The sequence below is a fragment of the Martelella lutilitoris genome (assembly GCF_005924265.1).
Taxonomy (GTDB): Bacteria; Pseudomonadota; Alphaproteobacteria; order Rhizobiales; family Rhizobiaceae; genus Martelella; species Martelella lutilitoris.
In genome coordinates, this window is the sequence record NZ_VCLB01000003.1 from 268720 (window position 1) to 292606 (window position 23887).

The 23887-nt window shown below is 62.5% G+C and carries 18 protein-coding genes and 1 riboswitch; of the genes, 9 read left to right on the forward strand and 9 right to left on the reverse strand.

Features of this window, described 5'->3' with window-relative positions; translation table 11 throughout:
• Positions 1-10: 10 nt before the first annotated feature.
• On the reverse strand, positions 11-1819 hold the full coding sequence (locus tag FF124_RS06320; RefSeq protein ID WP_187326834.1) for an ABC transporter ATP-binding protein: 1809 nt from the start codon (positions 1817-1819) through the stop codon (positions 11-13).
• Between the two features lie 189 nt (positions 1820-2008).
• Positions 2009-4453 (reverse strand): beta-mannosidase, encoded by a 2445-nt coding sequence (locus tag FF124_RS06325; protein ID WP_138747641.1) that lies wholly within the window; start codon positions 4451-4453, stop codon positions 2009-2011.
• 211 nt (positions 4454-4664) lie between these two features.
• Here FF124_RS06325 and modA point away from each other — a divergent pair, with 211 nt between their 5' ends.
• From modA to metE, 4 genes are all read left to right on the forward strand, one after another.
• Positions 4665-5423 carry a molybdate ABC transporter substrate-binding protein gene (gene modA, locus FF124_RS06330; RefSeq protein ID WP_138747642.1) on the forward strand — a complete coding sequence of 253 codons (759 nt, stop codon included), beginning with the start codon at positions 4665-4667 and terminating at the stop codon, positions 5421-5423.
• A 34-nt stretch (positions 5424-5457) separates the two neighbouring features.
• Positions 5458-6123 (forward strand): molybdate ABC transporter permease subunit, encoded by a 666-nt coding sequence (gene modB, locus FF124_RS06335; protein WP_138747643.1) that lies wholly within the window; start codon positions 5458-5460, stop codon positions 6121-6123.
• Positions 6120-7196: a molybdenum ABC transporter ATP-binding protein gene (gene modC / locus FF124_RS06340; RefSeq protein WP_138747644.1), complete on the forward strand. Its 1077-nt coding sequence runs from the start codon at positions 6120-6122 to the stop codon at positions 7194-7196. Before modB ends, modC begins: the two co-directional genes overlap by 4 nt.
• 56 nt (positions 7197-7252) lie before the next feature.
• Positions 7253-7472: riboswitch (cobalamin riboswitch) on the forward strand.
• Between the two features lie 106 nt (positions 7473-7578).
• A complete protein-coding gene (gene metE / locus FF124_RS06345) occupies positions 7579-9900 on the forward strand; it encodes a 5-methyltetrahydropteroyltriglutamate--homocysteine S-methyltransferase (RefSeq protein WP_138747645.1) in 2322 nt (773 codons plus the stop codon).
• A 25-nt stretch (positions 9901-9925) separates the two neighbouring features.
• On the opposite strand, the gene FF124_RS06350 is transcribed toward metE, so the two are convergent.
• From FF124_RS06350 to FF124_RS06380, 7 genes are all read right to left on the reverse strand, one after another.
• Positions 9926-10855, reverse strand: coding sequence for a LysR family transcriptional regulator (locus FF124_RS06350; protein ID WP_246072216.1), 930 nt, complete (start codon positions 10853-10855; stop codon positions 9926-9928).
• 41 nt (positions 10856-10896) lie between these two features.
• Entirely contained in the window at positions 10897-12330 is a 1434-nt protein-coding gene (locus FF124_RS06355; RefSeq protein WP_138747647.1) for an aminobutyraldehyde dehydrogenase, read from the reverse strand.
• A gap of 195 nt (positions 12331-12525) precedes the next feature.
• On the reverse strand, positions 12526-13557 hold the full coding sequence (locus FF124_RS06360) for an ABC transporter ATP-binding protein (RefSeq protein WP_138747648.1): 1032 nt from the start codon (positions 13555-13557) through the stop codon (positions 12526-12528).
• Between the two features lie 10 nt (positions 13558-13567).
• Positions 13568-14371, reverse strand: coding sequence for an ABC transporter permease (locus FF124_RS06365; protein WP_138747649.1), 804 nt, complete (start codon positions 14369-14371; stop codon positions 13568-13570).
• A complete protein-coding gene (locus FF124_RS06370; RefSeq protein ID WP_138747650.1) occupies positions 14364-15191 on the reverse strand; it encodes an ABC transporter permease in 828 nt (275 codons plus the stop codon). The genes FF124_RS06365 and FF124_RS06370 overlap by 8 nt, the downstream gene beginning before the upstream one ends.
• Before the next feature lie 356 nt (positions 15192-15547).
• Positions 15548-16579, reverse strand: a complete 1032-nt coding sequence (locus FF124_RS06375; RefSeq protein ID WP_138747651.1) for an ABC transporter substrate-binding protein — start codon at positions 16577-16579, stop codon at positions 15548-15550.
• A 35-nt stretch (positions 16580-16614) separates the two neighbouring features.
• Positions 16615-17091, reverse strand: a complete 477-nt coding sequence (locus FF124_RS06380) for a DUF3830 family protein (protein ID WP_138747652.1) — start codon at positions 17089-17091, stop codon at positions 16615-16617.
• Positions 17092-17270: 179 nt separating this feature from the next.
• On the opposite strand from FF124_RS06380, the gene FF124_RS06385 reads away from it, so the two are divergent.
• The 5 genes from FF124_RS06385 (at position 17271) to FF124_RS06405 (ending at position 23727) form a co-directional block, all read left to right on the forward strand.
• Positions 17271-17885 carry a DsbA family protein gene (locus tag FF124_RS06385; protein WP_138747653.1) on the forward strand — a complete coding sequence of 205 codons (615 nt, stop codon included), beginning with the start codon at positions 17271-17273 and terminating at the stop codon, positions 17883-17885.
• 128 nt (positions 17886-18013) lie between these two features.
• Positions 18014-19816, forward strand: coding sequence for an adenine deaminase (locus tag FF124_RS06390; RefSeq protein ID WP_138747654.1), 1803 nt, complete (start codon positions 18014-18016; stop codon positions 19814-19816).
• Positions 19817-20580: 764 nt separating this feature from the next.
• Positions 20581-21735: a Gfo/Idh/MocA family protein gene (locus tag FF124_RS06395; RefSeq protein WP_138747655.1), complete on the forward strand. Its 1155-nt coding sequence runs from the start codon at positions 20581-20583 to the stop codon at positions 21733-21735.
• Between the two features lie 2 nt (positions 21736-21737).
• Positions 21738-22895: a dihydrodipicolinate synthase family protein gene (locus FF124_RS06400; protein WP_138747656.1), complete on the forward strand. Its 1158-nt coding sequence runs from the start codon at positions 21738-21740 to the stop codon at positions 22893-22895.
• Between the two features lie 4 nt (positions 22896-22899).
• Entirely contained in the window at positions 22900-23727 is an 828-nt protein-coding gene (locus FF124_RS06405) for a sugar phosphate isomerase/epimerase family protein (protein WP_138747657.1), read from the forward strand.
• Positions 23728-23887 lie beyond the last annotated feature (160 nt).

Consider the following 23887-nt stretch of genomic DNA (forward strand, 5'->3'; position numbering starts at 1 on the left):
GAACCGAGGCTCAAGCCTCTTCGAGCTGAGGCAAAATCTGCAATTCGTAAAGACGGCGGTAGGGTCCGTCATGGGCGAGCAGATCGCGCTGCGGCCCCTGTTCGAGGATCTCGCCGTTTTCGAGCACGACGATATTGTCCGCCGAGGTGATGGTCGCCAGACGGTGGGCGATCACGATCGTCGTGCGATCCTTCGTCAGCCGCGCAAGCGCATCCTGCACCAGTGATTCGGCATAGGAATCGAGCGCGCTGGTGGCTTCGTCAAGAATCAGGATATCGGCGTCGCGCAACATGGCGCGGGCAATCGCCAGGCGCTGCTTCTGGCCGCCGGAGAGATTTCCGCCGTTTTCGCCGACAAGCGAATCATAGCCATTGTTCATGTTCATGATGAAGTCATGGGCATGCGCCGCCTTGGCCGCCTCGATAATCTCCTCTTCGGAAACGCCCTGGCGGCCAAGCGCCAGGTTCTCGCGCACCGTGCCGTTGAACAGGAACGTATCCTGGCCGACATAGGACATGTGCGCGCGCAGCGACTCGAAGGAAACCTGCCTCAGGTCAAGGCCGTTCACCGTGATCACGCCCTCATCTGGGTCGAACATGCGCATGACCAGGTTGATGATCGTTGACTTGCCACCGCCCGAAGCGCCGACCAGGGCCGTGGTCTTTCCGGCCGGAAAGACCAGGTTGAGGCCCTTGAACAGAGGTTTGTTCTCGTCATAGGAAAAAACGACATTTTCGAAGTGGATCTCGCCTCCGCCGGGCGGAATCGGCTGGGCGTTCTCGGCCTCCTTCAGCATGATCGGATGATCCTTCAGTTCATACATCATCCTGACGCCGACCATGGCGCTTTCGAGATTGACGCGCATGCGCGCCAGGCGCTTCGCCGGCTCATAGGCCAGAAGCAGGGCCGTGATGAACGACATCAGCTCGCCGGGCGTCTGTTGGCCGCCGATGACCCAAAGACCGCTCAATGCGATCACGCCGGCGATTGCCAGACCCGACAGCGTTTCCATGATCGGGCTTGTGGCGGCGGAAAGCCGGGCGATGCTGTTGGCGCGATGCTCCACCTGGGTGACCTGCACGTCCATGCGTTTGCGCATGTGCTCCTCGAGGCCGAATGCCTTGATGATGCGAACGCCTGTGGAGGCTTCCTGAACGCTTTCGATGATCTTGGCGAAGGCGGTCAGTTCCTGCTGCATGATATGGCGGACCTTGTTGGTCAGGTAGCGAACGCCGATAAAGGCCGCCGGTCCGAGAATAAAGGAAACAAGCGATAGGATAGGCTGCTGGATGAACATCACGATGACCAGCCCGATCAGCGAAAACAGGTCGCGGATCGCCGAGGTCAGGATCAGATCCATCGCCGTCCTTGCCGCCTGGGCATTGTTGGTCAGGCGCATGACAAGGTCGGAGGACGGAAACCGGATGAAGAAGTTCAGATCCTGCTGCAGGATGCGGCTGAAGATGCTGCTTTGCGTCTTGGCGATGATATTGTTGCCGGCCTTGCTCAGAATCACGATCTGGAAATAGGTCGCGATGCCCTTGACGATGAAGATCGTCGCCACGCCCCCGGCCAGCATGAACATGCGGTTCATGTTCTGCGAGACCACCGTCTCGTTGACAACGTCCTTCATGATCCAGGCGCTGAGCGAGGTCATGCCGGCAACGATCAGCATCGCGATGGTCGCCAGCGCATACCAGGGCGCCTGGTCGCGCAGGTTCTCCGACAAAAGGCGGTAGAGCAGGCTGCGGTTCGCTCTCGGAAGGAACCGCGCCGCCAGTGCGTTGAGCAAACCGGCAAAAGGCTTGGATAGCTGCATGGGGATCCGCATTTCCATATAGGTTCGTGGCCTCCGTTCTTCGAAGGGACGACGCCTGTCTTGGCGTTCCGGTCCCTGATCGGCCTCGGCGCGAGAGGAATAGGGCAAACGGCCTGCAAGAGCAAGCCTTCGTTTATCCGCCCTATTCGCCCCCGGCGATCTCTGGTTGTTCCCGGCCCTGAACCTTTCTCAGCCCCTCAAATAGCTAACGACTGGCGCGCCGCCTTGCGGAAGGCGGGACCGCCGCTCGCGGCTCACGGTGATCGTCTTGGCGAGGCCGGGCAGAAGCGTGAAGCAATTGTCCGAATAGATATCGTCGCCGCCGTGGTCATAGGTGACGTAGAGCGCCGGGCGGTCGCTGGTCAGCGTGATGCGGCGCGTGCCGTCGCCAAGCGTTTCAGCCACCGTTTCGATTTGGGGTTCTGTAAAGCGGTAGGCCTTCGGCCTTTGCGGCAGATACTCGTTTTCGCCGAGGATGTTGCCTTCCGCATCCTGCCAGTCGAAGACCAGAAACGCGTCGTCATCCAAAGTCTCCGGGCGGATGCGGGCGACTTCAACGACGCTTTGGGCCGATGCGGTGACGGGATAGGCGCCGATCTCCTTCACGGTTCCGGACGCCGCGCCGACGCTCAGGAGCCGAACCGTGATTGGAATGTCCGTAAGCCCGTCGCAAACGGCGAGCAGCGTGATCGCGCCGGTCTCGGCATCCGGTTGCGCCGTCACCATCAGGTCGGCGAAGAAACGGCGGGCGAGATACTGGGTCGCCTTCCAGCCGCCGCCATATTCAAGACTCGACCAGCTTGCCACCGGCCAGGTGTCGTTCAGTTGCCAGAAGAGCGTGCCCATGGTGCGCGGCCGGTTGGAACGCCAGAACTCGATCGCCGTCTTCATCGCCAGGCCCTGGCCGATCTGGCTGAGATAAACCATGTCCTCGAAGCTGTCGGGAAAGCGGAAATAGCGGGCAATTGTCTCCACGATGCGGCTGTTGCCGCCCTCATTGCGCTGGTGAACGTCCATGACGGCGGAGGAGACGTTGCGGTCGACCTCTTCGGTGAAGCTTTCGATCACGCGCATGGACGGGAAGGACTGGAAGCCGAACTCCGAGCAGAAGCGCGGCCTGACGCTGCGATAATGCTCGAAATCCTTGGCCGAGTGCCAGACGTCCCAGAAATGCATGTCGCCGGAGGTATCCACATGCCAGCCGTCGCCGAAATCGAGCCGTCCGACGGAGGGCGAGGAGGGCCGGAAGGGCAGACCGAGGGCCTCGTCTTCCACCGCTTCTTCCAGAACGTGGTTGAGCCGGTCGTAAATCGCCAGGTAACGGTCGCGGTTCTCGAGGCTCTCCTTGTACCAGGTCAGCGCGCCGACAAGCTCATTGTCGCCGCACCACAGCGCCATGGCGGCAAAGCGGGAAAGGCGGCGCAACTGCTGGCGCGCCTCCTTGCGCACGAGGTCGAGGAAGGGACGCTCATGGGCGGGGTAGAGATTGCAGGCAAACATGAAGTCATGCCAGATCATCAGGCCGAGTTCGTCGCAGAGTTCATAGAACCAGTCGGCCTCATATTGGCCGCCGCCCCAGATACGGATCATGTTCATATTGGCTTCGACCGCCGAGACCAGCAGATCGCGCACCTGTTCCTTCGAGGCGCGTTCGGGCAGCGCGTCGCCCGGGATCCAGTTCGCGCCCTTCATGAAGATCTCGCGACCGTTGACCTGGAAGGCGAAGCGGTTGCCGATGGCGTCGGCGTCGGTCAGAAGCGCGACGGCGCGCAGGCCGATGCGGAACTCCCGCTTCTGCCCGCCAAGCGAGACGGCGAGGTCGTAGAAGGCCTGATCCCCCTGGCCTGCCGGCCACCACAGGCGTGGATTATCCACCCTCACGGTGACGCAGATGCGGTTTTCGCCCGGATAGGCGTGAAGCGTTGCCGTCGCCTCGTGGCCGTCGATCTCGACCTGAGCGTCCTCGACGGCAGGCGCGAAGGCGAAGGCGTGCAGCGTCACATCCAGTTCGACGGCGTTTTCTTCATGGCGCTGACGGATGGCGACGTCATCGAGGCGAAGCGCGCCGGTGCGCTCTAGCGTGATATCGCCGTAAAAGCCGAGCGGGCAAAGCGCGATCCCCCAGTCCCAGCCACCGTGACACTGCGTCTTGCGCAGGAAGTTGAGATGGCCGATGCGACTGTTCTTGCTGTAGGGCATCGGAAATTCGGAATTCTCCGCCCGCTTTTCCGCCTCCAGCGAATTGGAGTGAAACACGACCTCGATCACATTCTCGCCCTCATTGAGAAGAGCGGTCACGTCGAAGTCATAACGCAGGAACTGGCTTTCGCAGCGCCCGGCAGGCTTGCCGTTGACGATGACATCGGCTAGGCAATCCACGCTTTCGAAGCGGAGCGTGAAATGGCCGCCATCCAGGTTTTCGAGGCTGAACGACCGCCGCGCGATCCAGACCGAGCGATGGACCCAATCCGTCTTCGTCTCGTTGTCGCGCCAGTAGGGATCCTCGATCCTGCCGGCGGCAAGCAGGGCAGAGTGAACGTCGCCCGGCACGGCAAGCGCGACGGAGACCGCCGCCTCTTCGCACGTTGCCGTCCAGCCGTCATTGAGGTTCAGCGTTTCTGCTGCTGCTGTCATGATGCTCCCGTCCCGTTTCCTGCCCGGCGGGTCATGTACCCGGCGGCGTTGTCTCCCAGCCTTTTAATCCATTTAAGTCAGGTCGCGAACCGGCTTGTCGACGCAATTGCCGAAATTTTGACCGACCCGGCGCGGCCATTGCCGATCGCGGTTTGACGCAGGCCCTTTGGCGATGCAGAGTTGCCGGCATCTCTCACAGCCAGGCGTCACCATGAAAAAAAGAAACCTCGTCGTCGCCCTTTTCGTCATCGCCGCGGCCTTTGCCGCCACGCGTCCCTCGTCTGCCGAAACCGTCAATGTCGCCGTCGCCGCCAACTTCACCGCAGCGGCCGAGGAGATTGCCGCCCTGTTTGCCGAGGAGACCGGACACGAGGCCCTGCTCAGCTTCGGTTCTACCGGCAGGCTCTATGCCCAGATCCTGCACGGCGCGCCGTTTTCCGTCTTCCTCGCGGCCGATCAGGAACGCCCGCGCCTTGCGGTCGAGGCAGGTCTGGCGCTTGCCGACAGCCGCTTCACCTATGCGCTCGGCGCCCTCGTTCTTTTCAGCGCCGAGGAAGACCTCGTTGATGACGGCGGCATTCTCGAGCGGCCCGACGATTTCAACCGCATCGCCATCGCCAACCCGGCCTCCGCGCCCTACGGCGCAGCCGCCGTCGAGACGCTTGAAGCGTTGAAACTCTACGACAGGCTGAAGGACCGGATCGTTCGGGGCGAAAACATCACCCAGACCTTCCAGTTCGTGGCGACCGGCAATGCCGATATCGGTTTCGTCGCGCTCTCGCAGGTCGCCGGAAAAAAGGGCGGATCGCGCTGGCGCGTGCCGCAGGACCTCTACAGCCCCATCGCCCAGGATGCCGTCCTGTTGACATCCGGCGCGGACAATCCAGCCGCCTTCTCCTTCATGGCGTTCCTGAAAAGCGATGCCGCTCACAAAATAGTCCAGAACCACGGCTACCAGATCGCTCCGTGATTCCCGCAAATTCCGGCAAAGGCAAGGAGGAGAGATGGGCGAGGCCGTATTTCTGACACTGAAACTGGCAGCCGTCACCACTTTCTTCCTCATGCTTTTGGGCGTGCCGCTCGCCTGGTGGCTTGCCCGCTCGGAACGATGGTGGAAGGAAGTCATCGGCACGATCGTGGCCCTGCCGCTGGTCCTGCCGCCCACGGTCCTCGGCTTCTATCTTCTGATCGCGCTTGCTCCCCAGAGCCCGCTCGGCGAGGCGATCAAGGCGGTCACCGGCTTCTCTTTGCCCTTCACCTTCGCCGGGCTGGTGGTCGGCTCGGTGATCTATTCCCTCCCCTTTGCCGTGCAGCCCGTGCGCAATGCCTTCGAAGCGATCGGCAATGATCCGCTGGAGGCGGCGGCGACGCTGAGGGCCGGGCCGTTGGACCGCTTCTTCAATGTCGCGCTCCCGCTGGCGCGCCCCGGCCTTCTGACCGGCGCGATCCTCGGCTTTGCCCACACCGTCGGCGAATTCGGCGTCGTGCTGATGATCGGCGGCAATATTCCCGGCGAAACGAAGGTTCTCTCCGTCGCAATCTATGATTATGTCGAGACGCTGCAGTGGCAGAAGGCCCATATCCTCGCCTTCGGCATGGTGGCCTTTTCCTTTGCCGTGATCCTGTCCACCATGCTGATCGAGCGTCACGTCAGGAGGCGGTTTCCATGAGCGATGCCATGCTTGAAGCCCGGTTTGCCGGAAGGCTCGGCGCGTTCTCGCTTGATGCGGCATTCGACTTTCCGCAAAACGGCGTGACCGCGCTCTTTGGTCCGTCCGGCTGCGGCAAGACGACGCTTCTGCGCTGCTTTGCGGGCCTTGAACACCTGAGCGGCGGCGCGTTCTCGATCGACGGCGAGGTCTGGCAGGACGGACGGCGCTTCCGGCCCGCCCACCGACGCGCGGTCGGCTATGTGTTCCAGCATGCCAATCTTTTCCCGCACCTGACGGTGCGGGACAATCTGCGCTTCGCCATGAAGCGGGCGAAGGGCGAAAACGCCGGCCGTTTCGACGAACTGACATCTCTGCTCGGCCTTGGCGATCTTCTCGAGCGCATGCCGGGGCGGCTTTCCGGCGGCGAGCGCCAGCGCGTCGGCATTGCTCGGGCGCTGCTTTCCGCCCCTCGTCTTCTGCTGATGGACGAGCCCATGTCGGCGCTCGACCTGCAGGCCCGTCAGGACATTTTCCCCTATCTGGAAAACCTCCGCCACACGCTGTCCATCCCCGTTCTCTACGTCACCCATGCGCCGGAGGAGGTGGCCCGCTTCACCGATCATCTCGTCGTCATGCGCGAGGGCAAGGTGATCGGCGCCGGACCGACGGCGGAAACGCTTGCGCGGCTGGACCTGCCGATCGCGCATGAGCGCCAGGCCGGCATCGCGGTCGATGCCACGATCGCCGACATCGACCTCAAATGGCACCTTGCACTCGCCAAGTTCGACGGCGGCGCGCTGTGGATCGGCGATACCGGAAAGGCGGTAGGCGAGCGCGTGCGGCTGATGATCCATGCCCGCGATGTCTCGATCGCGCTGGTCGAGAACCCCAAGGTCTCGATCGTCAACCGGGTGCCGGCGATAATCCGCCAGATCCGTCGCAGCGAGGATCCTTCGGTGCAGATCATCGCGCTTGAAATGGGCAACACGGTCATCATGGCCCGCGTGACGGCACGCTCGGCCTATCTGCTCGACCTGAAGCCAGGAATGAATGTCTTCGCCCAGATCAAATCAGCGGCGATAATCGATTAAAGAAATCAACATATAAATATATCTTTATGTGTTGTTGACATTCGCTTTTTCTTCAGTGACATTGCCCCCGCTCTGGTTCGCCATGCGGTCTGTCGCCGCGTGTGCGCCAAGAGGGAATCCGGTGCGCTCGCCGACCTTACCGTCGGCGGCAAGTCCGGGGCTGCCCCCGCAACTGTAAGCGGTGAGTGCCTTTCCACGATGTCACTGGGAAACCGGGAAGACGGAAAGGCGTTATGACCCGCAAGCCAGGAGACCTGCCAGAGTGCTTTACTGTCCACGGGCGGGGTGTCCCGGTGGTGCCTGTGAAACCGGCGCGGTTTTCCTCCGCGCGTTTTCCCATGCTTTCCGCCAGCCCATGCCCCCAACAATTTTGGGGTATGAAATGTCTGTTACCAAACCTGTAGCCGCGAGCCTCGGCTTTCCGCGCATCGGCGTCCGGCGCGAACTGAAATTCGCGCTCGAATCCTTCTGGGCCGGCAAGTCCGGCGCCGGCGAACTTCTTGATACGGCCGAGCATCTCAGGCGCAAGACCTGGCTGCTGCAGCGCAACAAGGGGATCGATGTCATCCCTTCGAACGATTTCTCTCTTTATGACCACGTGCTCGACACGGCCGTCATGGTCGGCGCGATCCCGCCGGACTATGGCTGGACGGGCGGCGATGTGCCGCTTGATATCTATTTCGCCTTGGCGCGCGGTGCCCAGACAACAGGCGATACAGCCGGATGCGGCCATCCGGGCCATGGCCGCGACGTGCGCGCACTGGAAATGACCAAGTGGTTCGACACAAATTACCACTACCTCGTCCCGGAGCTTGCCAGGGACCAGACCTTCGCGCTTTCCACGACCAAGCCGGTCGATCATTTCAACGAAGCAAAAGCGCTCGGCATCGAGACGCGGCCGGTTATTCTGGGGCCTGTCACCTTCCTGAAGCTTTCCAAGGCGCGTGACGGTGACTTTTCGGCGATAACGCTGCTGCCGCGCCTTATTCCGGTCTATGCCGAACTTCTTGTCCGGCTCAGGAATGCGGGCGCGGCGTGGGTGCAGGTCGACGAGCCGGCGCTGGCCCTCGACCTGACAGAAGGCGAGCGCGCCGCCTTTGTTGAAGCCTATGATGCCATCGCCAGGGCCGTGCCGGACGTCAAGCTGATGCTCGCAAGCTATTTCGGCGATCCCGGCGACAATCTCGACACGGCACTGAACCTGCCGGTCGCAGGCCTTCATCTCGATCTCGTGCGCGCGCCCGACGCCCTTGGGGACGTTCTGGCGAAAGTGCCGGCCGATCTGGTGCTGTCCCTCGGCGTCATCGACGGCCGCAATATCTGGCGCGCCGATCTGGCGGCGCTGATGGAAAGGCTGCGGCCCGTCATCGCCGCCCGGGGCGCAGACAGGGTCCAGATCGCGCCCTCCTGCTCGCTTCTCCATGTGCCGATCGATGTCGCGCTTGAAACCGAACTCGATGCCGAGCTGAAAAGCTGGCTTTCCTTTGCGGTGCAGAAGCTTGATGAACTCTCTGCGCTGTCGCGGGGTCTCGGCGGCGAAGACATCGCGGCAGCGCTTGCGGCCTCAGACGACGCGCGCGCCGGAAGACGGCGCTCGGCACGGGTTCACAATAAGGCGGTTGCGGCAAGGCTTGTCCGCGTCACGGAAGCGGACCGGAACCGCCGAAACGGCTTTTCCGAGCGCATCGCCCTTCAGCGCGAGAAATTGCGGCTGCCGCAGTTTCCGACCACGACGATCGGCTCCTTTCCGCAGACGGGCGATGTGCGCAAGGCCCGCGCCGCCTTCAACCGCGGCGAACTCGACCGCGTGGCCTATGACGCATTTCTTCAGGCGGAAACCGAGAAGACGATCCGGTTTCAGGAGGAGATCGGCCTCGACGTGCTGGTGCATGGCGAGTTCGAGCGCAATGACATGGTCCAGTATTTCGGCGAGAAGCTTTCCGGCTTCGCCTTTACCAAACATGGCTGGGTGCAGAGCTATGGCTCGCGTTATGTGCGCCCGCCGGTGATCTTCGGCGATGTCTCGCGACCGCAACCGATGACGGTCAACTGGTGGCAATTCGCACAGTCGAAGACGGAAAAGCCGGTCAAGGGCATGCTGACCGGGCCGGTCACCATCCTCAACTGGTCCTTCGTGCGCGATGACATTCCCCGCGCCGAGACATGCCGCCAGATCGCGCTGGCGATCCGCGACGAGGTTCAAGACCTCGAACGGGCGGGCGCGGCGATCATCCAGATCGACGAGGCAGCGCTGCGCGAAGGCCTGCCGCTTCGACAATCGCAGTGGAAGACCTATCTCGACTGGGCGATCGACGCCTTCAGGCTCGCGGCCTCCGGCGTCTCGGACGCGACCCAGATCCACACCCATATGTGCTATTCGGAGTTCAACGACATCATCGCGGCAATCGCGGCAATGGATGCCGATGTGATCTCGATCGAGACCTCGCGCTCGAGGATGGAACTGCTCGATGCCTTCACCGCCTTCGACTATCCAAGCGAGATCGGACCTGGCGTCTACGACATCCACGCGCCCCGGATTCCGGCGACTTCAGAGATAACCGATCTCTTGAGCCTTGCCCGCGAACGGCTCGACGATCGCCAGATCTGGATCAACCCCGATTGCGGGTTGAAAACGCGCGGCTGGGACGAGGTAAGGCCGGCGCTCACCAACATGGTGGCGGCCGCCAAAGCCCTTCGGGGATAGGCCTGCCTGAAAAGCCCTCGGCGCTTCACGGCGCCGGCGGCACCCAGGCGCTTTCGGAGGCCGCATTGTCGCAGAAACTCGCAGCGCTCTTGCGCGCCTCCTCCGCCACGGCCCGCAGAATATTCTGGCCGACGGCGGTCTGGTAACTCGCCACGATCGGCATGGGCGGAAACGGCTTTGCAACGCTGACGCGGCAGAGCAACCGGTTTTCGAGTTCCCGCGCAATGGCAACCGAGGGGATGGCGGCAACGCCGAAACCGCCGATCAGAAGGTTGATCATGGCAAACAGCGAGTTCGAACTGGTGAGCTTGGAGGCCAGCACCCGCTCGTCCTGAAAATAGGGCGCGACATAGGCGTAGGGCGGCGTGCCCTTGGGAAAGGTGATGATCGGCATGTTCGACAATTCGTCGACGCTGTAGGTGGTCTTCTCGTCGATCACGGCGGGCGCTGCCGCCCAGACCATCTCGTAATAGCAGACGATGAAGGAGCGGAAATTATCGCCGATCGCCGGCTCGATGCCGAAGATCAGGTCGAACTCGCCGCGCGACAGGCCGGCGACCAGATCGCGCGTGCCCTCGATGGTCAGCTCCACCCTGAGATTGGGCATGGCATGGCTGAGCGCCTCGATAAAATCCGGCATCCAGGTGGCGACGACGGAATCGATCGCGCCGATGCGCACGATATAGGCGGCGTCGCTGCCGCCTTCCTTCAGGTCGGATTTCAGCGTGTTGAGCTTTTCCAGCACCTCCTGAAACACCATCAGCGCCTCTTCGCCGGCGGGCGTCAGGCGGAATTCGCGGTCGCCGCGCTCCACCAGCCGGCAGGCATATTCGCGCTCCAGAATGGCAAGGCGCGAGGAAATGGCCGGCTGCGTGGTGTTGAGCTCCTGCGCCGTCCGGCCGAAATGCCGGTTGCGTGCCAGGGCAACAAAGGTGGCCATATCGATGATGCGCATGGGCATCTTTTATCAGCCTCCCTTGCAGCAGACAATCTGGCTCAGTCGAGCGCCGTCATCACATGGCGGACCTGGGTATAGTCGAGAAGCGACTGCATGGAGAGGTCCGAGCCATAGCCCGAATTCTTCATGCCGCCATGGGGCATCTCGGTGGCGAAAACGCCGTGCGTGTTGATCCAGGTGACGCCGTATTCGAGCGCGCCGGCAATGCGGGCCGCGCGTGCGCTGTCCTTCGACCAGACGGAGGAGGCGAGCCCGTATTCGGACGCATTGGCGATGGCGAGCGCTTCCCTCTCGTCGGCAACGCTTGTGAGCGAAATCACCGGGCCGAAGACCTCCTTCTGCACGATCTCGGCTTCTGCACGCGCTTCCACCAGCGTCGGCTGAAAGAAATAACCTTCGCCTTCCGGCGCCTTGCCGCCGGCCAGCACCGTGCCGCCATCGGCTTTCGCGCGCTCGACAAAACCGGCAATGCGGTCGCGGTGGCGGGCGGTGATGACAGGGCCGAATTCGACATCGTCGCGTTCCGGCGCGCCATAGGTGAGATCGCCGATCATGGCGACGAGGCGCTCTTTCAGTTCATCGGCACGCGAGCGGTCGACGAGAATGCGGCAGGCGGCGGTGCAGTCCTGCCCGGCATTGTAGAAACTCGCCTCGCGCAGCGTGGCGACAAGCTTGTCGAGATCCGCGTCGTCGGCGACGATCACCGGCGCCTTGCCGCCAAGCTCCAGATGGGTGCGCTTGATCATCGGGCCCGCGGCTGCCTGCAGCACGGCGCGGCCGGTGCGCACATCGCCGGTGAGCGAGATCATCCGCACAAGGTCATGGGAAATCAGCGTCTGGCCGACCGCAAGCCCGTTGCCGAGCACGACATTGACGACGCCCGGCGGCAGGATGTCGCCGATGATCTCGGCAAGCTTCAACAGACTGAGGGGCGTGTGCTCGGAGGGCTTGATCACCACCGTATTGCCGGCCGCCACGGCCGGCGCGATCTTCCACGCCGCCATCAATAGCGGATAGTTCCACGGCGCGATCTGGGCAATCACGCCAACCGGATCACGCCGCATCACGCTCATCATCGCGGACGAGCGATAGTGCCCGCCCGCCGTTGCCGGCATGTTGCGGACGGCGGAAGCGAAGAAGCGGAAGACATCGGCCACATTGGCAAGCTCGCCGGCGATCACAAAGCGCAGCGGCTTGCCGGCATTGACGGATTCGATTGCCGCGAGATCCGCATTGCCCTCGACCTTGTCGGCGATGGCGTTGAGGGCGGCAGCGCGCTCCTTCGGCGTCGTCATCGCAAAGCCATGCCGGGCGGCGTCGGCGGCTTCGACGGCGCGGTTCACCTGCGCCTCGCTCGCGGAGGCGACATCCGCGAGCTTTCGGCCGGTCGCGGGCTCGAACGCGGTTTCAGGACTGCCTTCGCCGGCCTCGAACCGGCCATTGATGAAAAGTCGCGTTTCGAAATCCGACATGGGGTTCTTCCTTCGGTTGAAATCAGGCGCTCTAGTGGTCCGATTCCAACATTTGGTTCCCGTTTCAGCGACCTCGGCGCCAAATGCTGGAATCAACAGGACCACTAGCAAGTTTATGTTTCTAGTGGAATTTTCGAATTTGACATTTGATGTATGCGCTCGCTGCGACGGGAAGCAAATGTCAAATTCATTCCACTAGCGATCGAGAATGCGGATGCGGTCTGCGGCGATGGCAAGCCTCACCTCTTCGCCCGGCTTGAGCACGACCTCGTTTGCCGTCAGCATGCGGATGGTCTGGCCGGCAAGCGTCAGAACATAACGGTTGCGCCCGCCGAGATAGACGCGGGTCTTGACCTTTGCCATCAGGCCGGCGCCATCGGCGGCAACGCCAAGGTCTTCCTGCCTGAGCGCAACGGAGACGGGACCGTCCGGCCTGTCGGTCATCGGCAGGTCGAGGCGCTGTCCATCGTCCAGCACCGCCGCGCCCGCCTCGATTTTCGCCGGCAGGATATTGGCCGATCCGATGAAGCCGGAAACGAATTCGGTGGCCGGCTCGGCATAGATCGCCTCCGGCGCGCCTTCCTGCTCAACCTTGCCGGCGTTCAGCAGCACGACCCGGTCGGAAAGGCTCAAGGCCTCCTCCTGGTCGTGGGTGACGAACAGCGTCGTCAGGCCGAGGCGGCGATGGATCTCGATCAGCTCCACCTGCATGTCCTCGCGAAGGCGGGCATCGAGATTGGAGAGCGGCTCGTCGAGCAACAGCACTTTCGGGTTTGAGACGATGGCGCGGGCGAGCGCCACGCGCTGCTGCTGGCCGCCGGAAAGCTGGCGCGGGTAGCGATCGGACAGATGCGGCAATTGCACGGTCTCCAGCGCGTCCTTCACCCGCTGGTCCTGTTCGGCCCGCGTCCCGATGCGGCGCATGCGCAGCGGGAAGCGGACATTTTCATAGACGGAGAGGTGCGGCAGCAGCGCATAGGACTGGAACATCATCGCGATGTCGCGCCGTTCCGGCGGCAAATTGGTGACGTCCTGATTGTCGATGACCACCCGCCCGGCGGTCGCCGCCTCAAGGCCCGCCACGGTGCGCAACAGCGTGGTCTTGCCGCAGCCCGAAGCGCCCAGAAGGCTGACGAATTCGCCGGAGGCAAGCTCCAGGTCGATGCCGTGCAGCACTTCCACATGGCCATAGGATTTTCTGATCTGGTCGAGATGAATGTCTGACATGATTTTATTCCTATGCGCTCGCGAACTTGCCGATCCCGAGAACGCGGTCGATCACGAGAATGAGCAGGACGGTGAGCGCGATCATGATCGTGGAGACCGCGGCGACGGAAGGGTCGGGGCTGAATTCGAGTTGCCCGTAGATCTGCACCGGCAGCGTGGTGAGGTCCGGGGTTCTGAGGAACAGCGACAGCACCGCCTCGTCAAACGAGATGTTGAAGGCAAAGAAAGCGCCGGCGGCAAGGCCCGGCCGGCATTGCGGCAGCACCACAAAGAACAGCCGCTGCAGGCGTCCCGCCCCCATGGTGCGCGCCGCCTCCTCGATGAAGGGATCGGATTCCGTCAGCACGGCAAGCGTGGTGCGCACCACGTAAGGCAGCGTGATGGCCGTATGGCCAATCCACAGCGTGACGAAGGAAACTCGGCCGAAGGTGGCGCTCCAGAACATCAACAAGCCAATCGCGTAGATGATCGTCGGCAGGATCAGCGGCGACAGGAACAGTGCGCCGAGCAGCTCCGATTTCGGCAATTGCCGCCGGTGGATCGCGATCGCCGCAGCACCGCCGATGATGACGGCGGAAAGCGTGACCAGAAGCGCGATCGCCAGGCTGAGGCCGGCCGATCCGAGATAGGCATCGGACGACAGCACCTTCTGATACCATTCCAGCGAAAAGCCCTTCGGCGGGAAGGCAATGAACTGGTTGGCCGAAAATGACGTGCCGACCACCACGACAAGCGGCGCAAGCATCAGCACGACGATCAGTGCGATGAAGATATAGGTCGTGATCTTCAGCCAGAGCGGAACAGCCTTAACCATGCCGGCCTCCCGTGAGCCTGAAATAGGGAATAAGGGTGAGCGCGATCCCGAGGAACAGGATCACCGCCTGGGCGGCGGCAAAATGCCAGTCGAGGGTCTGCGTCACCGATGAATAGATCGAGGCGGCAAGAACCTGAAGCCTCGGCCCGCCAAGCAGGCTCGGCGTAACGAACGAGCTAGCCGACAGCGTGAAGGCAAGCAGGGATCCGGCGGCAATTCCCGGCATGGAAAGCGGCAGCACCACATGGCGGAAGGACTGGAGGAAATTGCAGCCCATGGTGCGCGCGGCTTCTTCCAGCCGCTGGTCGATGCGGGTAATGACGCCGAGGATCGACAGCGTCATGAAGGGCAGCAGCACCTGCACCATGCCGATGACGATCGCCGTTTCCGTGCGCATCAGGGTAAAACTCCGCTTCACCAGGCCGAGATCGTAAAGCGTGGTCGAGACGATGCCGCCGCGCTCGAAGATCACCATCCAGCCGAAGGTGCGGATGACGACGCTGGTCATCAGCGGCAGCAGGATGACGATGATCAGCCACAGCCGCGCGCGCGGTCCCGTCCGCGCCATGATATAGGCGAGCGGAAAGCCGATCAGGGCGGAGATGGCAGTGATGATGAAGGAAAGCCGGATCGTGCGCCACAAGACCCCGAGATAATAAGGCTCGCTGATAAACTGGACGAAGTGGTCAAGCGTAAAGCCCCCCTCCTTCGCCATCACCGAAAGCCCCAGCATGCGCGCGATGGGCAGGAAGAAGGCAAGCGCCAGCAACAGGAGCCCCGGTGAAACCAGGAGCGCATTTTCTGCACGATCGGTCTTCATCCAAATTCCTCTCGACTTTGATGCTAAGGCAATCAGTTTTTGACGAGGGTCCACAGGCAGGTCCGTCATGCCGGGCCTGACCCGACTTAAAAGGCCGGATATCGAGGACTATCAAAAATAAACCCGTTGCATGCAAGGCGTTCCGCAGCCCTTAACCCCGGATCAAGTCCGGGATCACGGACAGAGGATGAGCGCATTGCGCGCGATTGCAAACCGGCTTGTCGTCACTCCGAAACGCCCTCTTTGAACGAGGGAGATCGGCTCTTCGCGGGATCCGGCTGAAATTTGCCATCGCGCGATTTGTTCGCCCCGCATTCCGGTGGGGTCCGGAATGCGGGGCGTGGGCGCACCCCGTCTTATTGGGCGATGGCCTTGTTCCACTCGACGACCCAGTCGGCGCGGTTTGCTTCGATCACGGCCGGATCGAAACGCAGAAGGCTCTTCACGCCCTCCTCGCCATAGGCGACGTCGGCTGCAACCTCTTCCGGCAGTTCGGTCTTGGAATTGGTCGGCGTGTAGCGCAGCGCATCGGCGAAGCAGGCCTGGGCTTCGGGCGAGAGCTCGATATCGATGAACTTCAGCGCCAGATCCTCATTGTCGCGGCCCGCCACCAGATTGGTGGTGATGTAGCTTGCCGGCGTGCCTTCCGCGCCCTGCTGAAACTTGACCGGCAGACCGGCCTTTCTCAGCGTATAGGCATAGTCGGAGGCGTAAGGCGCAATGAACGCGCCGCCCTGCGCGAAGGACTGCTGGATTTCCGGCGATTTGGAAACGACATAGGCGCCGTTTTCAAGCATCGATTTCACCGCCTCGAGGCCCGGCTCGATATTGTCGAGATCGCCGCCGGCAACCTGGTTCAACATCAGGAAACCGAACAGGCCGTAGGTGTTGGAGATGTCGGTCAGCACCAGGCCTTCCGCCATTTCCGGCTTCATCAGGTCGACCCAGTTCGCCGGTGCCTCGGCAAGCTCGTCGCTGTTGTAAAGCAGGCCGATGGCCGCGATCTGGTAGGCCGGACCTTCGCCCTTTTCCATATTGGCGCCGGCGAAGGGGTAGAGATCGGCGGCGTTCGAAAGTTTCGACGGATCGATCGGGGCAAGAAGCCCTTCCTCGGCGCCGACGATCTCCTGGCCGCCCGAGAAATGGATGACGTCGAACTGCGGCGCGTCCTTCTGGGCGCGCAGCTGGGCGAAGGCGTCGGCCGAATAGGCGGTGACGATCTTCACATCCGCGCCGGTCTCTGCCGTGAACGGCTCGATGACGCATTTGCGGTGGGCCTCCTCATAGGCGCCGCCGAAGGAGTTGATGGTGATTTCCGCCGCGAAGGCAGAAGCCTGCGAGGCGGCGAGAACTGACACAGTCGCCAGCAATGTGGTTACGCGTTTCATGCTATTCCCTTCCTCTTCTTATGGTTTCGGATGGCTCAGGCAAGACGCCCGATTTCCACCCGCTTTGCGCCCTCGGTGCGGATCAGCTTGCACTGCTCGGCAACCGCATCGAGGTTTTCGGTCATTTTTCCGATATAGGTGCACGAGATCCAGCCGGTGGGGCCAAACGTACGGCCGCCCTTTCCGTAGAACATGCCGAGCTCCCAGAACTCATCCGGATCGATCTTGAAGAAGTTCTTCGGCTGATAGAACCACAGCATTTCGCCGGGCTCCGGCAGGATCGTCTGGTTTTCCGGCGGAAGGCTGGTCGGATCGAAATTGCGCGCTTCTTCCGGCAGGCCCATCATGATCTCCGGACCGGAAAAGATCGCGTGCGTTGCCGGCCACTGGATCGGCTTTTCGAGCGCGCCCCAGATCGCCTTGCAGGTCTCCGGCGCATTCTCCCAATAAAGAGAAATTATACCCTGCACGTTGGCGTCGATGAATTTGAGATAGAGTTTTCTGTGGTCCACTTTGTCGCTCCCTCTAATTTCTTATGGTGAATGAAGCGGAACAGGGCTGTCCATGTCCAATTTCAATTTCTCATGTTTCGATAGAAAATTTTTATCGCGCAATGCCTCGCGCAAAGTTGATGGAAGCAAGCCGGCTCCATCTCCTATACTCGGCCCGAATTGGATTGAAGGAATGACTGATGATTGAAAGACGTAGCCTGCTGAAGGGCATGATCGCGGGGTCGGGGCTGGTGCTGTCGCCTCTCGGCGCGGCCTTCGCTCACGAGCCGACCCCGCAGGACGTGTTCGCCGATCCGAACGCCCCCGTTCTCGGCAATCCGGACGGCGACGTGACCGTGGTCGAATATTTCGACTTCCAGTGCACCTATTGCAAGCGCGATTATCCGATGGTGCGCGATGTCGTTGCCAAAGACGGCAATGTGAAACTGGTGATGAAGGACTGGCCGATCTTCGGCGAGGTCTCCGTCTATGCCGCCCAGGCCGTTCAGGGCGCGGCGGCGCTCGGCGAATATGATACGGCGCTCAACGCGCTGATGACCGCCAAGGGCCGGCTGACGCATGAGCGAATCGAGGAACTCCTGACCGGCGCGGGGCTGGATTTCGACGCCATTGCCGAAGCGGTGAAGGCGAACGAAAAGACAATTTCCGATCTGCTTGACAGCAATTACCACCAGGCGGAGGCCTTCCAGTTCAACGGGACGCCGTCCTATGTGATCGGCCGCATGGTCTATCCGGGCGTGCTCGACAGGATCATGCTGGAATCCGCGATCGCCGAGGCGCGGTCTGCCGGCTGAGCGCCGCAAAACGGCCTGGATAAGGCTTTTCAAGAAAGCTCTGGACCCTGCGCCCGGCCGTGGTTAGCCTCATGGCCGAGGGCGTCCGTCCGAGACGCGCGCCAACCTGACCAGCACGAAGGCCGATCATGAGCAAGCTGACACGTTTTTCCGTCGCCCCCCTTTCCGAAATGACGCGGCGGCTCGCCGACGTCGCCTTCGGCCGCGAGGAACCGGACCGCGTCATCACCGGCGCGCGGGTTCTGTCGACCTATTCGGAGCGGATGCTGGACGAGCGCGAGATCTGGATTTCCGGCGGGCGCATCGCCGCGATGAAACCGGCCGGAACCTATCACGGCAAGGCGGCCGAGATCCACGACGTCAAGGGCGGCATCATCGCGCCCGGCCTTGTGGACCCGCATCTCCACATCGAGTCCAGCATGGTCACGGCTTCAGCCTATGCCGAGGCGGCCCTTCTGAACGGAACCACGACGATCTTCTGCGACAGCCACGAGATCGGCAATGTCATGGATGTCGCCGGCGTGGAGGCGATGCTGGAGGATGCGCGCGAGGCGCCGCTTTCGATCTTCCTCACGGTTCCAAGCACGGTACCGGCGACGAGCCCCGAGATGGAAACGGCCGGCGGCGACCTGACGCCGGAAAAGATCGCGAAAATATTCGACGAGTGGCCGGAAGCCGTAGCGCTCGGCGAAAAGATGGATTTCGTGCCGGTGGCCATGAGTGATGAGCGCTCGCATGCCATCATCGCCGAATCGCTCAAACGCGGCCGTCCGGTCTCCGGCCATGTCTATGGCCGCGATTTCGTCGCGGCCTATGCGGCTGCCGGCGTGACCGATACGCATGAGGCCATCGACCGCGAAATCGCCAACGACCTGATCGAGGCCGGCGTCTGGGTCTTCCTGCGCGGCGGCCCGCCGACCACACCCTGGCATTCGCTGCCCGAGGCGATCAAGGCGATCACCGAGCTCGGCGCATCCCACAAGCGCGTGGCCGTCTGCACCGATGACCGCGACGCCGATGATCTCCTGATGTTCGGCCAGGACTGGGTGACGCGACAGGCGGTCAAAGCCGGGATGAAGCCGGAACAGGCCTGGTCGATGGGCTCGCTCCACGGTGCCACACGTTTCGGCATGGGTGACGAGATCGGCGGGCTCGGCGGCGGCAGGCGCGCCGATATCGTGCTGCTGGACGACACGCTGAAGCCGGTCAACACATGGTATGGCGGCGAGCTCGTGGTGGAAGACGAGAAGGTGACGCCGCTGCTCGATGAGGCGCTTTCGCAGCGTTACCGCTACCCGGAAGCCGCCTATCACACGGTGAAGCTGCCGAAGGCGATCAAGCTGACGCCGGATCTTCCGACGAAAAAGGTGATCGCCCACTGCATCCGCACCGAACTGCCCGGCATCACGCTGATCCACGACAGACTAGAGCTCGAACCGGCGAATGACTGGCAGGACCATTTCGACCGGCACGACCTCTGCTTTGTCTCGGTGATCGAGCGCCACGGCAAGTCCGACGGCAATGTCGCCAGCGGCCTGTTGTCCGACTTCTCGCTGAAGCGCGGCGCGGTTGCCTCTTCCGTCGGCCATGACAGCCACAATATCATCGTCGCCGGCACCAACGAAGCCGACATGCAGGTTGCTGTGCGCGCCATCGAGGAGAGCCAGGGCGGCGTCTGCGTGGTCAATGAGGGCAAGGTCCGGGCCATGGTCGAACTGCCGATCGCGGGCCTTCTGTCCGACAAGCGCGTCCACGATGTCGCCGACGCCGTGCGCGTGCTGAAGCTCGAATGGGAGGAAGCGGGCTGCGCCATCCCCTATATGGGCTTCAACCTCATCCCGCTCTCCGTCATCCCCGAAATCCGCCTCACCGACAAGGGGCTGGTCCTGGTGCCGGAGATGGAGGTGATCGACCTGTTCGAGGCAGTGTGAACAGGCAGCATTTTGTCGGTTGGCGGGTTCGCAGCCGAAGAGCCTTGCGCCTTTTAGGGCCCTTCAGGCTTAAATGGACGCAGTTCTGTTTGCCCAAACCGGTCATTCCACGCGAAGAAGCCCGCGCGGCATAGCCATAGCTATGTCGAAAGGCTTCGACAAAGTGGAGGGCCGGTTTCGGCAAACCCGCAAGGGCGGCATTCCAGTCGGTTCAGCGCGTCAAGCGCGCTGAACCGGGCGGCATGAATTTGATTACCGGCGGCCTTCGGCTTGGACATAGCGACGGCTATGCCCTGCGCCAAAGCCCTTGGTCCTGGCGCAAATTCCTTGCCGCAGAACGCTTCCACTTAAGCCTGAAGGGCTCTAGTTTTCATTTGTATTGCGCGGGCCTTTCCATACGGGCTTTATGCTTGGGCTCGCCCCGCTGGTTTACGGTTTAGCCATCAGCCGCGTATCGTCGATGGCCATTCCACCCCTCCACCTGCGTCATACTCGGGCTTGACCCGAGCATCCAGGCAATTCAAGTCATTCAATTCAGAATAGCTTCCGCGGCCATTTGTCGTGCGGCCAGGATCCTCGGGTCAAGCCCGAGGAAGACACAGGGAGGAGAGGTCGCGCGCGTTCGCGCTGGCTCTTGCCCGTTGCTTCACAATCCACGCCTCTGAATTCCGTCCCGACCAGCACCACCATTTCCCCTCCCCCCCTTTCTTGACCAATTTGTTACTAACTGGTAGGTAACAATCCGGTTGACGGGAGGAGAGCCAATGTCTGAGACAAATCGTATCGGGATTATCATGCACGGCGTGACCGGGCGCATGGGCATGAACCAGCACCTGATCCGCTCGGTTCTGGCCATTCGCGATTCCGGCGGGCTTCGGCTGAAGGACGGTTCAACGGTGATGCCGGACCCGATCCTTGTCGGGCGCAACGGGCAGAAGATCGAGACGCTCGCCCGCCGCCACAATGTCGCGCGCTATACGACCGATCTCGACGCGGCCCTTGCCGATCCCTACAACATCATCTTCTTCGACGCCGCCTCGACCAAGCTGCGCCCGGCGCTTTTGAGGAAGGCCATCGATGCCGGCAAGCATGTCTATTGCGAAAAACCGGTCTCCGAAGGTCTTGAGGAGGCGGTTGCCATTGCCCGCTATGCCAAGGAGAAGGGCGTCAAGAACGGCATCGTTCACGACAAGCTTGACCTGCCGGGCCTTCTCAAGCTGAAGCGGCTGCGCGATAACGGCTTCTTCGGCCAGATCCTCTCGGTCAAGGGCGAGTTCGGCTACTGGGTGTTCACCGGCGAGGACCAGCCGGCGCAGCGCCCGAGCTGGAACTATCGCGCCGCCGATGGCGGCGGTATCGTTTCCGACATGCTCTGCCACTGGCGCTATGTGCTCGACAATGTCGTCGCCCCGGTGAAAGCCGTCTCCTGCACCACCGCCACCCATATCCCGAAGCGCTATGACGAACAGGGCAAGGAATACCAGGCAACGGCCGATGACGCGGCCTATGCGACCTTCGCGCTCGAGGGCGATATCATCGCTCACATCAATTCGAGCTGGTGCACCCGCGTGCGCCGCGACGATCTCGTGACCTTCCAAATCGACGGCACCCATGGTTCCGCCGTCGCCGGCCTGCACAAATGTTTCAGCCAGCATCGCGCCAACACGCCGAAGCCGGTGTGGAACCCGGACGAGCCGCAGAAGATGAACTTCTTCGACGACTGGCAGGAGGTGCCGGACAACACCGTGTTCGACAACGGCTTCAAGGTGCAGTGGGAGCAGTTCCTGCGCCACGTGCTGGAAGATGCGCCCTTCGCCTACACGCTGAGCGAAGGTGCCAAGGGCGTGCAGCTTGCCGAAGCCGGCTACAAGAGCGCGCGCGAGCGCCGCTGGATTGATATTGAAGACCTGGGTATTTGACCATGAACACGATCACACTTCCGACCGCGTCCAGCACGCTTGAGCCCTTCACCTTCTCCGGCGCGGCCATCGCCGCCGACCGGGGCCAATGGAACCGTTCGGTCTTTGCCGCCGCTCATGTCGTCGTCGATCCGCTCGCCGACAACAATCCCTGGTCCGACTGCAATGTCGATTGGGACAGGACGCTCGCCTTCCGGCACCACCTTTGGTCGCTCGGCTTCGGCGTGGCTGAAGCCATGGACACCGCCCAGCGCGGCATGGGCATGGACTGGCCAACCTCGCTGGAGCTGATCCAGCGCTCGGTGGCCGACGCAAAGGCCGGCGGCCATGCGATCGCCTGCGGCGCCGGCACCGACCATCTCGATCCGGCGGAGGCAAAGACGATTGACGACGTGATCGCAGCCTATGAAATGCAGTGCGAAGCCGTCGAAGCCACCGGCGGCCAGGTCATCCTCATGGCCTCGCGGGCGCTTTGCAAGGTAGCAAAAAGCGCTGACGACTACGCACGTGTCTATGGCCACATTCTCTCCGGCCTGAAGCAACCGGCCATCCTGCACTGGCTCGGCGAGATGTTCGATCCGGCGCTCGAAGGCTATTGGGCGAGCGCCGATCACATGGCGGCGATGGAGACCTGCCTGAAGGTGATCGAAGACAACGCCGACAAGGTCGACGGCATCAAGATCTCGCTGCTGTCTGCGGAAAAGGAAATCGCCATGCGCCGCCGACTGCCCGACGGCGTGAAGATGTATACGGGCGACGACTTCAATTACCCCGAACTGATTGCCGGCGACGATCAGGGCTTCAGCCACGCGCTTCTCGGCATTTTCGATCCGATCGCCCCGGTAGCCGCCACCGGGCTTGCGGACCTTGCCAAAGGCGACATGCAGCGCTGGAACGCGGTGATGGAGCCGACCGTGCCGCTCTCGCGCCATATCTTCAAGGCGCCGACGCGTTACTACAAGACGGGCGTCGTGTTCCTGGCCTATCTGATGGGCCATCAGGACCATTTCACCATGCTCGGCGGCCAGCAGAGCGCCCGTTCCGCGCAGCATCTGGCAGACGTCGTGCGCCTTGCCGACAAGGCCGGGCTGATTGCCGACGCCGACATGGCGGCAACGCGGACGGCCCGCGTGATGGCGACCTATGGCATCGGTGTCTAGACCCATGGATGTCATCACCCCCGAACGACTGTCGCTGAACACGGCGACCACGCGGGCGCAATGGACGCTCGACAAGGCAATCGACGGCGCGGCGCGGCACGGTTTCGGCGGGGTTTCGCCCTGGCGCGACCAGTTGCAGGCGCTCGGCGTCGAAAAGGCCGCCCGACAGATAAGCGAGGCGGGGCTTGCCGTCTCCGGCCTTTGCCGGGGCGGCTGGTATACAGCGGAAGGGGCGTTGACGCAGACCGTCATCGATGACAACCGCCGCGCCGTGGACGAGGCGGCGGCGATCGGCGCTGCCTGCCTGGTGATGGTGGTCGGCGGGCTCGCGCCCCGAAGCCGCGATCTGGAGGGCGCGCGCGCCATGATCGAGGAGGGACTGGCGACAACGCTGGACTATGCGAAAACCGCCGGCGTGAAGATCGCCATCGAACCGCTGCATCCGATGTATGCCGCCGACCGTGCGGCGGTGAACACCATGGCCCAGGCGCTCGACATTTGCGATCGCCTCGGCGACGGCATCGGCCTTGCCGCTGACGTCTACCACATCTGGTGGGACCCGGACGTCAAGGCGCAGATCGCCCGCGCGGGAAAGGAGCGCCTGCTGGCCTTTCATCTTTGCGACTGGCTGGTGCCGACCACCGACATGCTGAACGATCGCGGCATGATGGGCGACGGCGTGATCGATATCCCCGATCTGCGCCAGGCCGTCGAAGCGGAGGGCTTTGCCGGCCTCAACGAGGTCGAGATCTTCTCGGCGGAGAACTGGTGGAAACGCGATCCGGACGACGTGCTGGAAACAATCATCGCCCGCGCGGCTGGCTGGTGCTGAGACGGACGCGCTTTGGCGGTGAAACCTCCGCTCGCCCGATGACGCAGGCCTTGCCGGCTGACCGTCTCGATCCCGCCGATCCGTATTCTTCTCCGGTTCACCCGCAGGGGCGGCAGTGCTAACAGAAGAGAAACGGCAGAAGGCGACCATCAGGGAGAGA

Excerpts from the sequence above, each read along its gene's own strand:
- FF124_RS06320 (WP_187326834.1), bottom strand. The coding sequence starts at position 1,819 with ATGCAGCTATCCAAGCCTTTTGCCGGTTTGCTCAACGCACTGGCGGCG.
- FF124_RS06325 (WP_138747641.1), bottom strand. The coding sequence starts at position 4,453 with ATGACAGCAGCAGCAGAAACGCTGAACCTCAATGACGGCTGGACGGCA.
- modA (WP_138747642.1), top strand. The coding sequence starts at position 4,665 with ATGAAAAAAAGAAACCTCGTCGTCGCCCTTTTCGTCATCGCCGCGGCC.
- modB (WP_138747643.1), top strand. The coding sequence starts at position 5,458 with ATGGGCGAGGCCGTATTTCTGACACTGAAACTGGCAGCCGTCACCACT.
- modC (WP_138747644.1), top strand. The coding sequence starts at position 6,120 with ATGAGCGATGCCATGCTTGAAGCCCGGTTTGCCGGAAGGCTCGGCGCG.
- metE (WP_138747645.1), top strand. The coding sequence starts at position 7,579 with ATGTCTGTTACCAAACCTGTAGCCGCGAGCCTCGGCTTTCCGCGCATC.
- FF124_RS06350 (WP_246072216.1), bottom strand. The coding sequence starts at position 10,855 with ATGCGCATCATCGATATGGCCACCTTTGTTGCCCTGGCACGCAACCGG.
- FF124_RS06355 (WP_138747647.1), bottom strand. The coding sequence starts at position 12,330 with ATGTCGGATTTCGAAACGCGACTTTTCATCAATGGCCGGTTCGAGGCC.
- FF124_RS06360 (WP_138747648.1), bottom strand. The coding sequence starts at position 13,557 with ATGTCAGACATTCATCTCGACCAGATCAGAAAATCCTATGGCCATGTG.
- FF124_RS06365 (WP_138747649.1), bottom strand. The coding sequence starts at position 14,371 with ATGGTTAAGGCTGTTCCGCTCTGGCTGAAGATCACGACCTATATCTTC.
- FF124_RS06370 (WP_138747650.1), bottom strand. The coding sequence starts at position 15,191 with ATGAAGACCGATCGTGCAGAAAATGCGCTCCTGGTTTCACCGGGGCTC.
- FF124_RS06375 (WP_138747651.1), bottom strand. The coding sequence starts at position 16,579 with ATGAAACGCGTAACCACATTGCTGGCGACTGTGTCAGTTCTCGCCGCC.
- FF124_RS06385 (WP_138747653.1), top strand. The coding sequence starts at position 17,271 with ATGATTGAAAGACGTAGCCTGCTGAAGGGCATGATCGCGGGGTCGGGG.
- FF124_RS06390 (WP_138747654.1), top strand. The coding sequence starts at position 18,014 with ATGAGCAAGCTGACACGTTTTTCCGTCGCCCCCCTTTCCGAAATGACG.
- FF124_RS06395 (WP_138747655.1), top strand. The coding sequence starts at position 20,581 with ATGTCTGAGACAAATCGTATCGGGATTATCATGCACGGCGTGACCGGG.
- FF124_RS06400 (WP_138747656.1), top strand. The coding sequence starts at position 21,738 with ATGAACACGATCACACTTCCGACCGCGTCCAGCACGCTTGAGCCCTTC.
- FF124_RS06405 (WP_138747657.1), top strand. The coding sequence starts at position 22,900 with ATGGATGTCATCACCCCCGAACGACTGTCGCTGAACACGGCGACCACG.